We start from the raw sequence: 14,651 nt of genomic DNA, 5'->3' as shown, positions 1-14,651 counted from the left end.
CTGTTATTGGAAGAAACAAAAGGGGAAGAAACTAGAAATTAGTGTTGGCTCAAAAAATCGAGAGTGATTTCCCTTGTGCAATAGGGCCTGTCAGCCGGTGTCGAGCTCGTCACTTTTGTCGTGTCGATCACACTTCCCACCCCGTCGTCACCCTCGTCAGGCGTGGCAATTAGCGCGCTTCTATTTCTGATTACTTCTTTATTTTCAGTTGCTTGTGATTTTTTATCGCAACCTTGGCCCGTTTTGGTCTGATAAATGCTTTGTGGGGGGCTGGCCGCCTCTTTGCCTGTCGGCGGGCGGCCCGGTGTAACGAACCATTTAGGATCCCTCTCTATGAACAGCTTCGTGATTGCAGATCCCAGTCTCTGTATTGGGTGTCGTACCTGTGAGGTGGCCTGCGCCGTTTCACACCAGTCAGGGTCTTGCAGCGGGACCCTTGAGCGGGAGGGCGGCCTGCATCTTGCCATCGAGGATGGACATCTGGTCTCCAAGGACAGCTATTTTCAGCCGCGCCTGAAGGTGATCGTGGGCAGCAAGGTGACCACGCCGGTGCTCTGTCGCCAGTGTGAAGACAAGCCGTGCGCCATGGCCTGCCCGAACAATGCCATCGTCAGCGAGGATGGTTGCGTCAAGGTGTTGCAGGAGCGCTGCATCGGCTGCAAGTCCTGCGTGGTGGCCTGCCCTTACGGCGCCATGGCGGTGGTGCTCAAAGAGGTGCCCCCGACTGCCGATTCGCTCTTCAAGCGTCCGCAGACCAAGGCGCAGGCGCTGAAGTGCGATCTCTGCCGTCACCGCGAGGCGGGCCCGGCCTGTGTCGAGGTGTGTCCGACCCAGGCGCTGCGGCTGGTCACGCCGGAGCATCTTGAAAACCTGAACCGGCAGAAACAGCTGGCCAGTGCCGAGGCACTGCTGGCGATGCCGGCGCGGGTGTGAGCGGGCTTGCCGAGCCGTTTTTCGTTAACAAACAAGAGTGTGAGTCATGAAAAAAGTCATTACCGTGTGCCCCTATTGCGGCACCGGTTGCAAAATCAACCTGCTGGTTGAAAACGACAAGGTGGTGGGGGCCGAAGGCGCCAACGGCCGGACCAACGAGGGGCAGCTCTGCCTCAAGGGCTATTACGGTTGGGATTTTTTGAACGACACCAACCTGCTGACCCCCCGTCTCAAGAGCCCGATGATCCGCCGCGAGCGCGGTGGCAAGTTCGAGGCTGTCTCCTGGGATGAGGCGATCGAGTTCGCCAGCAGCCGTCTCTCTGCCATCAAGGCGAAATATGGCCCGGACGCCATCATGACCACCGGCTCTGCCCGTGGCCCCGGCAATGAAGCCAACTATGTGATGCAGAAATTTGCCCGTGCGGTGATTGGGACGAACAACGTCGACCACTGCGCGAGGGTGTGACACGCACCCTCAGTCTCCGGTCTGGAGACAACTGTAGGTAACGGCGCCATGAGCAACGCCATTCCCGAAATTCAAGAGACCAAGTGCCTGCTGGTGTTTGGTTACAACGCTGCTGACTCTCACCCCATCGTCGCCCGCCATATCCTCAAGGCGAAGGCAAACGGGGCCAAGGTGATTGTGTGTGATCCCCGTATGGTGGAGACCGCCCGTATCGCCGATCAGTGGCTGCCGCTCAAAAACGGTTCCAACATGGCGCTGGTTAACGCTTTCGCCAACGTGTTGATCAATGAAGGGCTCTACAACAAGGCCTTTGTCGCCAACTACACCGAAGGGTTCGAGACCTTCAAGGCGACGGTGGCCAAGTACACCCCGGAATATGTCGAGGGGATCACTGGCCTGAAAGCCGCCGATATCCGCGCCGCCATTCGCACCTACGCCGAATCGCCTGCTTCCATGATCCTGTGGGGCATGGGGGTGACCCAGTACGGTCAGGCGGTGGACGTGGTCAAGGGGCTCGCGGGTCTGGCGCTGCTGACCGGCAACTTCGGTCGCCGTGGCACCGGTTGCGGGCCTGTTCGCGGTCAGAACAACGTGCAGGGCACCTGTGACATGGGGATGCTGCCCCACCAGTTCCCGGGTTATCAGTCGGTGGCCGATCCTGCCATCAGCGCCAAGTTCGCCAAGGCGTGGGGCGTGGAGTCGCTCTCCCAGAAACCCGGCTACCGCTTGACCGAGCTTGGCCACAAGGTGGAGGAGGGCAAGTGCAAGGCCTTCTACATCTTCGGTGAAGATCCGGCCCAGACCGAAGCTGACTTGGGTCAGTTCCGCCGTACTCTGGCGGGGATGGAGCTGGTGATCGTGCAGGATATCTTCATGACCCAGACCGCCGAGATGGCCGACGTCATTCTGCCCGCCACCAGTTGGGGCGAGCATGAAGGGGTCTACAGCTCCGCAGATCGCGGCTTCCAGCGTTTCTACAAGGCGGTGACGCCCCCCGAGAACGTGAAACCGGACTGGGCGATCTTCTCGCTGATGGCGACCGCCATGGGTTATCCCATGGAGTACCACAACACCGAAGAGATCTGGGACGAGATGCGTGCGCTCTGTCCGCTCTATGCCGGGGTCAGCTACGACAAGATGGCCGATCTCAAGAGCGTGCAGTGGCCTTGCCCGACCGAGGATCACCCGGGCACCAGCACTCTGTTCGAGGGGAATGTGTTCACTACCCCGAGCGGCAAGGGTCAGCTGATTGCCTCCGAGTGGCGGCCGCCGCTGGAGCAGCCCTGTGCGGAGTACCCGCTGGTGCTCTCCACCGTGCGCGAGGTGGGCCACTACTCCTGCCGCTCCATGACCGGCAACTGCTCGGCGCTGCAAACCCTGGCCGATGAGCCGGGCTATGTGCAGATCCACCCGAGCGATGCCAAAAAGCTTGGGGTGAAGGATCAGGCGCTGGTCTGGATCTCGTCGCGCCGTGGCAAGGTGATCACCCGTGCTAACTACAACGACCGGGTCAACGCCGGGGTGGTCTACATGACCTACCAGTGGTGGATCGGGGCCTGCAACGAGCTCACCATCGAGCACGTCGATCCCGTCTCCCACACGCCGGAGTACAAGTACTGCGCGGTGAAGATCGAGCGTATCGACAATCAGCCTGAGGCGGAAGTGTACGTCCAGACTGAATACAGCGCGCTCAAGGCGAAATTGCGCAGCGCAGCCAAAGGCTGACCCGCCCTAAAAAAGGACGTTCTGCACAAATAAGGGAACCCGACTCGGATTTATCGAGTCGGGCACCCTTTTATTACCCAAAAACAGGGGATAAATGATGCAACATGAAATTGGTCGCTTATTCGGAATTTTCTATATTGGCACCTATCTGGCGGCGATATTGCTGGGAATAGGTTGCTATATTTGGCGCGACGAGATGATATTTCTGCTCGGCTTCGGTTTTTTCGGCTGTTTTATGGCAGCAAGGCTCGCCATGGGCAGTGTATTTTCCGCCTTGAGTATTTCCAGTGCCTGGCTGATCGGGTTTATCTCCACCACCTTGATCAACTGCCTGCTGCTGGGGGTGATCACCCTGCTGGTCTACCTCACTCACCAGTGTGTATCCGTTGAGCTTGCCGACAACGCCAGCTGGCTGCTGCTCGCCTTTCAGGGCTTCTCCGCGCTCTTTATTCTGGGCGGTTTGAAGTGCTGCCACACCCGCCTTGTCACCTCGTGAGTGGTCACCGAATCGTGTTTCAAATGATGCCTTTATTGCACAGCAAAGGGGAGACGACAGAGAGATCTGACAGTTGACAATGGCCCCTTGTGCGGCCACCAATCCATTATTCAATCCGCGATGTAATTATTGCCTGAATATGGCAACCAGATATATTAAATCGGATTGTAATGAAATTTGAGCTCATCTATGATGAGTCGCCATTCCAATAATAATCACCCGATAACAATGTTATTTTTTGTTATCGTTCGTTAATAACAACGGTGGAATTGCAACATGCGACAAGTGTCGTCACCGCCTTCCTTTTGGCAGCGTGGATAGTGCGCTGCGGCTATTAATTCTGGTGAAACGCTTGTGTCGCGATGCGATGGCATGGACAGCCTGACTGGTGACTGAAATTGATATAACGTGAGGCCGCAATGCTTACTGTGAGTGCCATCCCCCTGGACGAGATCTCTCCCATCTGGGACGACGGTTTCCTCCTGCTCTCCAAATCCCTCCTGTCGGCCGTGACGCTCGATGACTTTATCCACAAACTCAACAAGATAGATGCCGGCTTTGGCGGCGTAACCCGGGTCAACCTGATCCTCAACCGGGGCTCCGGCGAGGAGGCCACTTTCTGTTACATGGGAGAGAGCGGCCCAAAGCACCTTGTCTGCCGCAAGGCAGACCTGCACGCTCCCACTGATGGCATCGAGCAGGCGATCATCCTGCCTGCCGCCCGTTTTGCCAACCGCTGCGCCCCCCTTGCTGCCGAAGGGATTTATGAGGGGCTTCGTTCCTACTGCCAGCTCCCCATCACCACCGCCCGCAGCCATCTGGGCGGGGTCGAGTTCATCAATACCCGCCTCGACAGCTTTACCATGGAGACCTTGGCCAAGCTGACCCAGCTGGCCGCCATCATCGCCATTGCGCTGGAGAACGTGCAGGACAAGGAGCGCACTCTGGAGCAGGCCAACTCCCTGCGCCTTGAGCGCGACAGCTGCAAAATTCTGGTGGATGTGACCAATGCGGTGATCAAGCTGGTGCGCATCGCCGAGCTGCCCAAGAGCCTGTTTGCCATCCTGCACCACCACTTTGGCATCAGCAGCCTCTGTCTGGCCGAGTACAACGCTACCTCGGACAGCTTCAAGAGCTATCTGGTCAACCAGCAGCAGAGCGAGCAGCCGGGGATCATCGATCATTCGTGTTTTGAGAAGAACTGCCTGCAGGGGGCGCTGCGCCACAGCGAGCCCTTCTTCGTTTACCGCGAGCAGGGCCACGGCTGCCAGTCGAGCTGCCGCTTTACCTCCCAGATCCTGCCCCCCGATGCCGACAGCTCCTGTATTTTGCCGCTGCGCTATCAGGGCAATCTGCTGGGGGTGCTGATCCTCTCCCATCCAGAGGCCAACTTCTTCGCCGATATCGATATCTCCCTGCTGGAGCAGGTGGCGGCGCGCACGGCGATTGCCATGAACAACGTGCAGGCGCAGCAGGAGATCTCCAACACCAACGGTGCCAAAGAGAAGACCATTCGCATCAACGAGCCGCAGATGCAGGGGGAGTTCCCCCACATCATCTACCAGAGCGCTGTGATGGCGAACGTGCTGGAGAAGGTGCGGCTGGTGGCCGAGAGCGACAGTACCGTGCTGATCCTCGGCGAGACCGGCACCGGCAAGGAGCTGATCGCCCAGGCCATTCACGCCCTGAGTGCCCGCCACGATCACGAGATGGTGAAGGTGAACTGCGCCGCCATCCCGACCGGCCTTATCGAGAGCGATCTGTTTGGCCACGAGAAGGGGGCCTTTACCGGTGCCCTGACCCAGCGCATCGGCCGCTTCGAGCGGGCCCACAAGGGGACCCTGTTCCTCGACGAAGTGGGGGATATGCCGCTGGATCTGCAGCCCAAACTGTTGCGGGTATTGCAGGAGCACGAGCTGGAGCGGGTCGGCAACAGCAACCCCATCGCGGTGGATGTACGGCTGGTGGCCGCCACCAACTGCGATCTGCTCTCCATGGTCAAGAACAAGCGCTTTCGCAGTGACCTCTATTACCGCCTCAACGTCTTTCCCATCGAGCTGCCGCCCCTGCGCGAGCGGCGCGAGGATATTCCGCTCTTGGTCAACTTCTTCGTCAGAAAGATTGCCAAGCGGATGCGCCGCACCATCACCGCCATCCCCGCCGATGCGATGAAGATGCTGGTGTCGCTGCCGTGGTACGGCAATATCCGCGAGCTGGAGAACGTCATCGAGCGCGCCGTGGTGATGACCCGCGGCCATGTGCTCAACCTCTCGCCGGAGGAGCTGATGCCCCTCAAGGGCTACCACAAGATTGAGACCCTGGTTTATGACGAGCCCGCCACTCCGCTCTTTGCCGAGGGGCCGGAGGATGAGCGCGAGGCGATCATCGCCGCCCTGCGTGACTGCAACGGCATAGTCGCTGGCGAGCGGGGAGCGGCCAACCGCCTTGGCATGAAGCGCACGACCTTGCTCTCCAAAATGAAGCGGCTCGGCATTTCGGCCAGAGATCCCGAGATCATTGACGGGGTCGCACCATGAGAGAGGCCATAGAGCTTGAGGCGTGGGGCGAGCAGAGAGAACAGAACGAGCTGGCCCGTTGCGCCATCCACCGCGAGGTTGTGCACTACCGCGCCGATACCTTGACCTGCGACAGCGAGATGGAGCTCCCTTCGGAGACGCCGGTGGCGCTGGTCTACAACGGCATAGCCCACAGCGTGATGATGTGCTCGGCCTCCGATCTGGAGGATTTTGCCATCGGCTTCTCGCTATCCGAGGGGATCATCGACAGCCTGCTCGATATCCACGACATCGAGCAGATTGACGGCTGTCAGGGGATTGAGCTGCATATCACGTTGGCCAATCGCTGCGTCCATCGCCTCAAAGAGAAGCGGCGCACCATGGCGGGGCGCACCGGTTGCGGCATCTGCGGCAGCGAGAGTCTGGAGCAGGTGATCCGCACCCAGCCAAGCTTGCCCGACAGCCAGCGTCTGGCGGTAGGGCATATCGACAAGGTGCTGAGCGCGCTGCGCCCGCTCCAGCTGCTGGGCCAGCGCACCGGCGCCACCCATGCGGCAGTGCATCTGGACGGTGAGGGCAACATTCTCGCCATCCGCGAGGATGTGGGACGCCATATTGCGCTGGACAAGCTGGTAGGCCATCTGTGCCGCGCTGGCCGTCGTGACGGCGCCATTCTGGTGACCAGCCGCGCCAGCTTCGAGATGGTGCAAAAGTGCGCCAGCGCCGGCGTGGAGATCTTGCTCGCCATCTCGGCTGCCACCGAGCTCGCGGTCGAGCGGGCCGAGCAGACGGGGCTCACCCTGGTGGGCTTTTGCCGCCCCGGACGGGCCGAGATCTACAGCGGCTGTCAGCGTATCCTGCTCAAGTAATGGCAAGGCCGTGAGCCCGCTAAACGGGTAACGAAAACAGGCAATGAAAAAGGGCGGGGAGTGTGACTCCCCGCCCTTTTTGTATCTGCTTCTGTGGCGAATTAGCGCGCCAGCAGGATACGCAGCATGCGGCGCAGCGGCTCGGCGGCGCCCCACAGCAGCTGGTCACCCACGGTAAAGGCGGCCAGATACTCAGGGCCCATGTTGAGTTTGCGCAGACGGCCTACCGGAATGCTGAGGGTGCCGGTGACGGCAGCCGGAGTCAGCTCGCGGGCGGTGATGTCGCGATCGTTGGGGATCACTTTCACCCAGTCGTTATGGGCAGCCAGCAGCGCTTCGATCTCCGCCAGCGGCACATCTTTTTTCAGCTTGATGGTGAATGCCTGGCTGTGGCAGCGCAGGGCGCCGATCCGCACACAGAGACCATCCACCGGAATGACGGCGTTTTCGATACCCAAAATCTTGTTGGTCTCGGCCTGACCCTTCCACTCTTCGCGGCTCTGGCCGTTGTCGAGTTTGGTGTCAATCCAGGGGATAAGGCCACCGGCCAGCGGCACGCCGAAGTTGTCCACCGGCAGGGTGCCGGAGCGGGTCTTCTCGGTGATCTTGCGCTCGATGTCGAGAATGGCGGAGGCGGGATCTGCCAGCTCGACGGCCACTTCGTCACGCAGCATCCCCATCTGGGTAACCAGCTCGCGCATATGGCGGGCACCGCCACCGGAGGCAGCCTGATAGGTGGCCACGCTCACCCACTCCACCAGATCGGCCTTGAACAGGCCGCCGAGGGCCAGCAGCATCAGGCTGACGGTGCAGTTGCCGCCAACGAAGGTCTTGACGCCGTTGTTCAGAGCCTGCTCGATCACGTCGCCGTTGACCGGATCCAGAATGATGACGGCGTCTTTCTCCATCCGCAGGGCGGAGGCGGCGTCAATCCAGTAACCCTGCCACCCAGCGGCTTTCAGGCGCGGATAGACATCCTTGGTGTAGTCGCCGCCTTGGGCGGTGATGATGATATCCTGCCTGGCCAGTGCCTCGATATCGAAGGCATCCTGCAGAGTACCGGCATCGACGCCGAAGTTGGGGGCGGCCTCACCGGCCTGGGAGGTGGTGAAGAAGGTGGGTTGAATATGGGCGAAATCCTGCTCTTCCTGCATCCGGCTCATCAGAACCGATCCCACCATGCCACGCCAACCGACCAAACCTACTTTTTTCATAATGTCCTACCCTGGATTGCTGCTAATGAAAGGGGTGTTGCACGCCTGCGTCCCTGCTGGCGAAGGCCATTTACAAGGTCTTTACAAGCCATTTAAAAAATATGCGCTGCGAAAAATGCGTCTATCCACATTACGGATTGTGGCGGCGGGCGCAAGTCGAATTGCGCAATATTCTGTGCCGTTCGCTGCAATAAGCGGCAACGGCGGAGCGAGGGACAAAACGAGGCGCAGGAACGATGAAAAGGCCACCGCTTATGGCGGTGGCCTGTCAATAAAGCGGGGGAAACTGCCCGACCGCGTGGGTGCTCAGGCGTAACGGGCCAGGGTCAACCCCTCGTCGCTGATGGCGGGCTCGCTGCCGCTGATTAGATCGCACAACAGCTGACCCGAACCGGCCGCCATGGTCCAGCCCAGGGTGCCGTGGCCGGTATTGAGCCAGAGGCCGGGAATGGGGCTCGGCCCCACCAGCGGGGTGCCGTCCGGCGTCATGGGGCGTAGGCCGGTCCAGAATTCAGCCTTGCTGATATCGCCCCCTTCGGGAAAGAGATCGCCGACCACCATCGCCAGAGTGTCGTGGCGCCTCGGGTTGAGTGCAAGGTTGTAGCCCGACAGCTCCGCCATGCCGCCGACCCGGATCCGCTCGTCAAAACGGGTGATGGCCACCTTGTAGGTCTCGTCGAGCACGGTACTGCGCGGCGCGGCCTCGGCGTTGATCATCGGCAGGGTGAGGGAGTAGCCCTTGACCGGATAGACCGGCAGCTCCAGCCCGAGCGGGCGCAGCAGCGGCCGCAGAAAACCGGTGGCATAACTGCCCAGCGCACAGACGATGGCATCGGCGCGATAGCGCTGCTCGCCCGCCCGCACCGCCACGGCGCGGCCGCGGGCTTGCTCAATCTCGTCAATATCGCAGTTGAAGACGAACTTGACCCCGAGCTTCTCGGCTTCAAGGGCAAGGGCCTTGGTGAAGCGGAAGCAGTCGCCGGTCTCGTCGCCGGGCAGACGCAGGCCGCCGACGATTTTGCCGCGCACCCGCGCCAGCGCAGGCTCTGCCGCTTCGCAGCCGCTGGCATCCAGCGACTGGTAGGGGACGCCGTATTCCTCCAGCACCTCGATATCGCGCTGACTGGCATCGAGCTGGGATTGGCTGCGAAACAGCTGCAGGGTGCCGAGCTGGCGCCCTTCGTAATCGATGCTCAGCTCGTCGCGCAGTGCCTTCATACAGTCCCGGCTGTATTCGGCCAAGCGCACCATGCGCCCCTTGTTGGTGGCATAGGCGGTCGGGGTGCAGTTGGCGAGCATCTTCAGCATCCAGCGCAGCTGGAAGGGGTCGGCAGTGGGGCGCACGGTGAAGGGAGCATGCTTTTGCAACATCCACTTGGCCGCCTTGAGCGGGATACCGGGAGCCGCCCAGGGGGCTGCATAGCCCGGGGATATCTGGCCGGCGTTGGCATGGCTGGTTTCAAGGGCGACGCCCCCTTGTCGCTCCAGCAGGGTCACCTTGTGACCCGCTTTGGCCAGATACCAGGCGCTGGTTACCCCAATTACGCCGCCACCGAGAACCACTATCTCCATATCGTCTTTCCTTAGACTCGTTTTTCTGATGCTTGGTTGATGGAAACCTTGATGTGGCCACCACCATAATCAGCCGCCACAGGATATTCAACCGCTCTGCGCAGGATTGGGATCTCCGTCTGCCTGCCAGTCACAGGCTGGTGTTTGGTGCGATGGCACGCCTGATTGCCAGCGTAAATCGCTGCGCTGTTGTCAGGGGTATGTGTCAGGGGGCATGGCCCGCTTACAGCTGCTCCAGCTGGATTAGGTACTGCTCCGCCGTCGCCAGAATGGCCTGCTGCTGTTCGGCGGCTTGGCCATCCCAGTTGGCATAGGGGAGGGCGAGGCGAGGGTTGCTGCCCAGTTTGTCCCGATTGCGCCAGAGAAAGTGCCAGTAGAGGCTGTTGAAGGGGCAGCTCCCTTCGCCGTGGCGGGCTTTCACCTGATAGTGGCACCCCTTGCAGTAGTGGCCCATCCGCTCGAGATAGGCGCCGCTGCTGGCGTAGGGCTTGCTGCCCATCAGGCCGCCATCGGCAAACTGGCTCATGCCGCGGGTGTTGGGCAGCTCGACCCATTCGATGGCATCCACATAGATACCGAGATACCACTGATCCACCTCGTCAGGATCGATCCCCGCCAGCAGGGCAAAGTTGCCGGTCACCATCAGCCGCTGGATATGGTGGGCGTAACCGTGCTCAAGGGATTGGTTGATGGCGTGGCGCACGCAGGCCATCCTGGTTTCTCCATTCCAGAAGAAACCGGGCAGCGGCCGGTTGGCACCGAGAAAATTGGTGCGCTGATAGTCGGGCATCTTCTCCCAGTAGAGGGCACGGACAAACTCGCGCCAGCCGAGGATCTGGCGAATAAACCCCTCCACCTGCGCCAACGTGATGGTGGCCTGATTGGCCTGCCAGTGGGCTTCGGCGGCGCGGATCACCTCAAGCGGATGAAGCATCTTGCTGTTGAGGGAAAACGACAGTCGGCTGTGAAACAGGCTCCAGCCGCGCTCGCTCAGGGCATCCTGATAGCGGCCAAAGTGGGGTAGGCAGTGGGCCAGAAAATGGGCCAGCAGCTCGCGACTCTGGCGCCTTGTGATGGGCCACGGCAGCTTGCTGGCATCCGCCTTACCGATGGTGCTGACCCCGTGGCGGGTCAGCATGGCGTCAATCTCGCTCACCTCGTTGGCAAAGGTGAGGGGAGTCGGGATTGGCTGGCTCGCCGGCAGTTTGGCTCGGTTCTCGTCATCAAAATTCCAGCGCCCGCCAAGAGGTTGGCCGCGCTCATCGAGCAGCACTTGATATTGCTTTCGCAGGGCGCGGTAGAAGAACTCCATCCGGCTGTGGGGGTAGCGCTGCCAGCCATCACGGGGGGTGAGAAAATGTTCGCTATCTACCTCGGTAGCAGGGATGGCAAGGCCAGCGGCCCAGCTTTTCAACTGGTTGGCGAGGCGCCACTCGTCCGGGCTCTGCCAGGCGAAGCTGTCGGCCTGATGTGCTTCGAGCTGAGCCTCCAGCAAGCCGGGCAAGTCGGGCCAGCGGGCGCTCTCATCGAGGGTCAGGTAACAGACGCAGTGGCCCGCTTGGGTGAGGGCTGCCGCGAAGGCGCGCATGGCGGCAAAGAAGGCCAGCACCTTCTGGCGATGGTGGCGGCAGTAGTCGGTCTCCTGACGCAGCTCCGCCATCAGATAGCAGATTGCCGGATCCGGGGTACGAAACCAGCTGTGAGCGGCGTTCAGCTGATCGCCGAGAAGAAGGCGTAGCTCCATCACACTCGATTCCCCTCAGGTTGCTGGCTGCTATGACGAGCGTGGCGACAGCGCTCGCTGCAGTAGCGAACCTCCTCCCAGCTGCGTGCCCACTTGCGCCGCCAGCTGAAGGGGCGCTGGCAGACGGGGCAGATCTTTTCGGGCAGATGGAGTTTGCGATGCATGATGGCTTCCGGCCCTGGCTGTTGGGGGATGTGGCGTGTGGGTAGGGAGAATAACGAACCGGGGGCGTGGACGGATCAACCTCACTGCCGGTTTGTCGCGCAGATGCCTACTTTGTGAGCGGGCGCACAGCCCGTCAGTGCACTCCTTGTTTGCAAATTAACCAGCCGTTAACGTGGCGAGGCTGCCCGTTGGCAGCATCCATCAACGGATCTTGTTGGCCATCGACTGTCTACAACCGATATGGAGGGGAGTGATGCCAATCATGACAGCTACGCCCCGGGCAGCTTGCCTGCTCGCCCACTGGTATACTCGGGATCCCATTCTCACCTTCGACTTTCCTCACCGCTGATTGGCGGCACCCGCCGTTTGAATTTGTCAGCCGGACGACCCTGATCGCCCCGGCCTCTTTGCCAATCCCGCTTTCATACACACTGGCCTAGCGCCGGTGAGGAGTCTTTTATGCGTCGTATACCCGAGCCGTTTCGTATCAAGATGGTCGAACCCATCAAACAGACCACTGGTGCCGAGCGTCGTGCTGCCCTCGAGGCCGCTGGCTGGAACCCCTTCCTGCTGCTGGCCGAGGATGTCTATATCGATCTGCTGACTGACAGCGGTACCGGTGCCATGTCCGATCGTCAGTGGGCCGGCATCATGATGGGGGATGAGGCCTATGCGGGCAGCCGCAACTTCGTCGAGCTGGAGCGCACGGTGCGCGAGATCTTTGGCTATCAGCATGTGATGCCCACCCACCAGGGGCGCGGGGCCGAGCAGATCCTCTTCCCCGAGCTGGTCAAGCGTTGCAAGGGCAAGGCGCCGGTGTTTATCTCCAACTATCACTTCGACACGACCAAGGCCCATGTGGAGTTGGCTGGCGCGCGGGCCATCAACCTGCTCACCCCGAAAGCCCTCGATACCACGGCCCCCTACGCCTGGAAGGGGGATTTTGATCTTCCTCGCCTGAGCGACACCATCGAGACTATGGGGGCCGACAACGTGGCCGGCATCATCATCACGGTCACTTGCAACAGCGCCGGCGGTCAGCCGGTCTCCATGGCCAATATGGAAGCAGTCTCCGAGCTGGCCCGTCGTCACCATATTCCGGTGGTGATCGACGCCGCCCGCTTCGCCGAGAACGCCTGGTTTATCAAGGAGCGGGATCCGGCCTATGCCAAGTGCAGCATCAAGGAGATAGTGCGCCAGATGTTTGCGCTGGGGGACATCTTCACCATGTCGGCCAAGAAGGACGGGCTGGTCAATATCGGCGGGCTTTGCTGTTTCAAGGAAGATCTCGAGCTGTTTCGCGCGGTGCAGGTGCGCTGCGTGGCAATGGAGGGGTTTGTCACCTATGGCGGCCTCGCCGGACGGGATATGGCGGCGCTCGCCATCGGCCTGCGCGAGGGGATGGATGAGGAGTATCTCACCTATCGCATTAGTCAGGTGGCTTATCTCGGCGAGCGGCTGGCCGAGGCGGGTATCCCGATCCAGACCCCCACCGGCGGCCATGCGGTGTTTGTCGATGCCAAAAAGCTGCTGCCCCATATTCCGGCCGAGCAGTTCCCGGCCCATGCGCTCGCTTGCGAGCTCTATCTGGAAGGGGGTGTGCGCGGGGTGGAGATTGGCTCCCTGTTGCTCGGGCGCGATCCCGCCACCGGCAAGCAGGAGGCGGCGGACTTCGAGCTGCTGCGTCTGACCATTCCGCGCCGGGTCTACACCCGGGATCACATGGACTATGTGGCCGACTGCCTGATCGCGGTGAAAGCGCGGGCCAGCGACATTCGCGGGCTCACCTTCGACTACGAGCCGCCGCTGCTGCGCCACTTCACTGCGCGGCTAAAACCGGTCTGATCAGCAACCGGTTAGACGGGGTGATCAACCGCGCCAAGCCGTGAGATCAAGGGCAGCTCCCGGTTAAACGGCCAAGTAAAAAGCCCCCGCACCAAGGTGCGGGGGCTTTCGTTTATCGACACAAAGCCGGGATCAGACCGCCTGATACTCCAGCTCGACCGAGCCCAGCGCCTTGAGGGTGGACTGGGCGGAGTCACGCTGGCTGATCTGGCCGTTTTTGTTCTCCAGCAGCACGGCGCGGCGGATGGTGGCGAGATCTTCGCCGTTAAGCACCGCATGGGCGCAGGCCATCTGCATCGGTGGCAGGCTGGGGTTGAAGGCGGCGTTCTCGGCGTAGCGGCCAGAGAAGATGCGGCCATCGGCAAATTGCAGCGCCACTGCAGCATAGCCCTGACTGTAGGGGGCGTAGCTTTGACGGGCGGCGGCCAGCGCGGCTTGCCACAGCGGGTCTTCGCTTTGAAGCTCAAGCTCTGCGTGATCCTGCGGGCTCATCAGCGCATCCGTGATGTCGAGATCTGCCGGGCCAAACGAGTGGGGCAGGAATGATTGCAGGGCGCTCAGGTCATCGGGCAGAGAGACTTTCAGGATCTTGGCGGTGCTCAGCTCGTTCATGAACTGACGGCAGTGGCCGCAGGGGGTGTAGTTGACGGTGATTTCAGAGATCCCGGTCTCGCCACCCAGCCAGGCGTTGGAGATGGCGGACTGCTCGGCGTGGACCGAGTGGAACAGACCTTGCCCTGCAAACTCCATGTTGGCACCGAAGTACCAGGTGCCGCTCAGGCCATAGGCGATGGCACCGACATAAAATTTGGAGATGGGCGCGACCGAGCAGGCGGCGGCCAGCGGCAACAGGGCGAGGCGCAGGGCGCGATCATCGAGACCTGTGGCGGCTTTCAGGGTGGCGACTTGCTCCGGTGTGAAGCGGGCGTTGAAGTCGGCACTATCCAGCATGGGCTGCACGGCTGCTTTGAGCGGGGCAGAGAGGGTATCGAATGGCTTGGCAAAACGGGGATGCATAGTGTGTCCTCAAAGGCCAATTGGGCGGCCATTGTAGGGAGCAAGCTCGGGTAAATGTGTGAGCAGGCTCACGCCCTGACGGGCAAACG

General features: G+C 61.0%; 12 protein-coding genes. 7 read left to right on the top strand and 5 right to left on the bottom strand.

Translation table 11 applies throughout. The features are described from left to right. Positions 1-333: 333 nt before the first annotated feature. The 5 genes from AACR93_RS11870 (at position 334) to fdhD (ending at position 7,005) form a co-directional block, all read left to right on the top strand. The gene (locus AACR93_RS11870; RefSeq protein WP_043850912.1) at positions 334-933 is read left to right on the top strand and encodes a 4Fe-4S dicluster domain-containing protein; all 600 of its coding nucleotides are present in this window, start codon (positions 334-336) and stop codon (positions 931-933) included. Between the two features lie 46 nt (positions 934-979). Beyond that, on the top strand, positions 980-3,124 hold the full coding sequence (fdhF, locus tag AACR93_RS11865; RefSeq protein WP_081376060.1) for a formate dehydrogenase subunit alpha: 2,145 nt from the start codon (positions 980-982) through the stop codon (positions 3,122-3,124). A 253-nt stretch (positions 3,125-3,377) separates the two neighbouring features. After that, on the top strand, positions 3,378-3,620 hold the full coding sequence (locus AACR93_RS11860; protein ID WP_231499713.1) for a hypothetical protein: 243 nt from the start codon (positions 3,378-3,380) through the stop codon (positions 3,618-3,620). Between the two features lie 419 nt (positions 3,621-4,039). Beyond that, entirely contained in the window at positions 4,040-6,157 is a 2,118-nt protein-coding gene (locus AACR93_RS11855; RefSeq protein WP_043850911.1) for a sigma 54-interacting transcriptional regulator, read from the top strand. After that, positions 6,154-7,005 (top strand): formate dehydrogenase accessory sulfurtransferase FdhD, encoded by an 852-nt coding sequence (fdhD, locus tag AACR93_RS11850; protein WP_043850910.1) that lies wholly within the window; start codon positions 6,154-6,156, stop codon positions 7,003-7,005. The genes AACR93_RS11855 and fdhD overlap by 4 nt, the downstream gene beginning before the upstream one ends. Before the next feature lie 101 nt (positions 7,006-7,106). Here fdhD and asd read toward each other — a convergent pair whose 3' ends face one another. Continuing rightward, positions 7,107-8,219, bottom strand: coding sequence for an aspartate-semialdehyde dehydrogenase (gene asd / locus AACR93_RS11845; protein ID WP_043850909.1), 1,113 nt, complete (start codon positions 8,217-8,219; stop codon positions 7,107-7,109). 25 nt (positions 8,220-8,244) lie between these two features. Between asd and AACR93_RS11840 the strand changes: the two genes are divergently transcribed. After that, positions 8,245-8,535 carry a hypothetical protein gene (locus AACR93_RS11840; RefSeq protein ID WP_043850908.1) on the top strand — a complete coding sequence of 97 codons (291 nt, stop codon included), beginning with the start codon at positions 8,245-8,247 and terminating at the stop codon, positions 8,533-8,535. On the opposite strand, the gene AACR93_RS11835 is transcribed toward AACR93_RS11840, so the two are convergent. From AACR93_RS11835 to AACR93_RS11825, 3 genes are all read right to left on the bottom strand, one after another. Beyond that, positions 8,526-9,821: a D-amino acid dehydrogenase gene (locus tag AACR93_RS11835; RefSeq protein WP_269429849.1), complete on the bottom strand. Its 1,296-nt coding sequence runs from the start codon at positions 9,819-9,821 to the stop codon at positions 8,526-8,528. The genes AACR93_RS11840 and AACR93_RS11835 overlap by 10 nt on opposite strands. 193 nt (positions 9,822-10,014) lie before the next feature. After that, positions 10,015-11,535, bottom strand: a complete 1,521-nt coding sequence (locus AACR93_RS11830) for a cryptochrome/photolyase family protein (protein ID WP_043850906.1) — start codon at positions 11,533-11,535, stop codon at positions 10,015-10,017. Further along, positions 11,535-11,699, bottom strand: coding sequence for a DUF2256 domain-containing protein (locus AACR93_RS11825; RefSeq protein WP_082044104.1), 165 nt, complete (start codon positions 11,697-11,699; stop codon positions 11,535-11,537). The genes AACR93_RS11830 and AACR93_RS11825 overlap by 1 nt, the downstream gene beginning before the upstream one ends. A gap of 460 nt (positions 11,700-12,159) precedes the next feature. Between AACR93_RS11825 and AACR93_RS11820 the strand changes: the two genes are divergently transcribed. Next, positions 12,160-13,545, top strand: a complete 1,386-nt coding sequence (locus AACR93_RS11820) for a tryptophanase (protein WP_043850905.1) — start codon at positions 12,160-12,162, stop codon at positions 13,543-13,545. Positions 13,546-13,677: 132 nt separating this feature from the next. Here the strand turns inward: AACR93_RS11820 and cdd are convergent, their stop codons facing one another. Continuing rightward, entirely contained in the window at positions 13,678-14,562 is an 885-nt protein-coding gene (cdd, locus tag AACR93_RS11815; RefSeq protein WP_043850904.1) for a cytidine deaminase, read from the bottom strand. Positions 14,563-14,651 lie beyond the last annotated feature (89 nt).

It is taken from the genome of Aeromonas sp. L_1B5_3, assembly GCF_963866575.1.
Lineage (GTDB): Bacteria > Pseudomonadota > Gammaproteobacteria > Enterobacterales > Aeromonadaceae > Aeromonas > Aeromonas jandaei.
The sequence above is the reverse complement of the archived record's forward strand: the minus strand, read 5'-3'. Positions and strand labels throughout refer to the sequence as shown.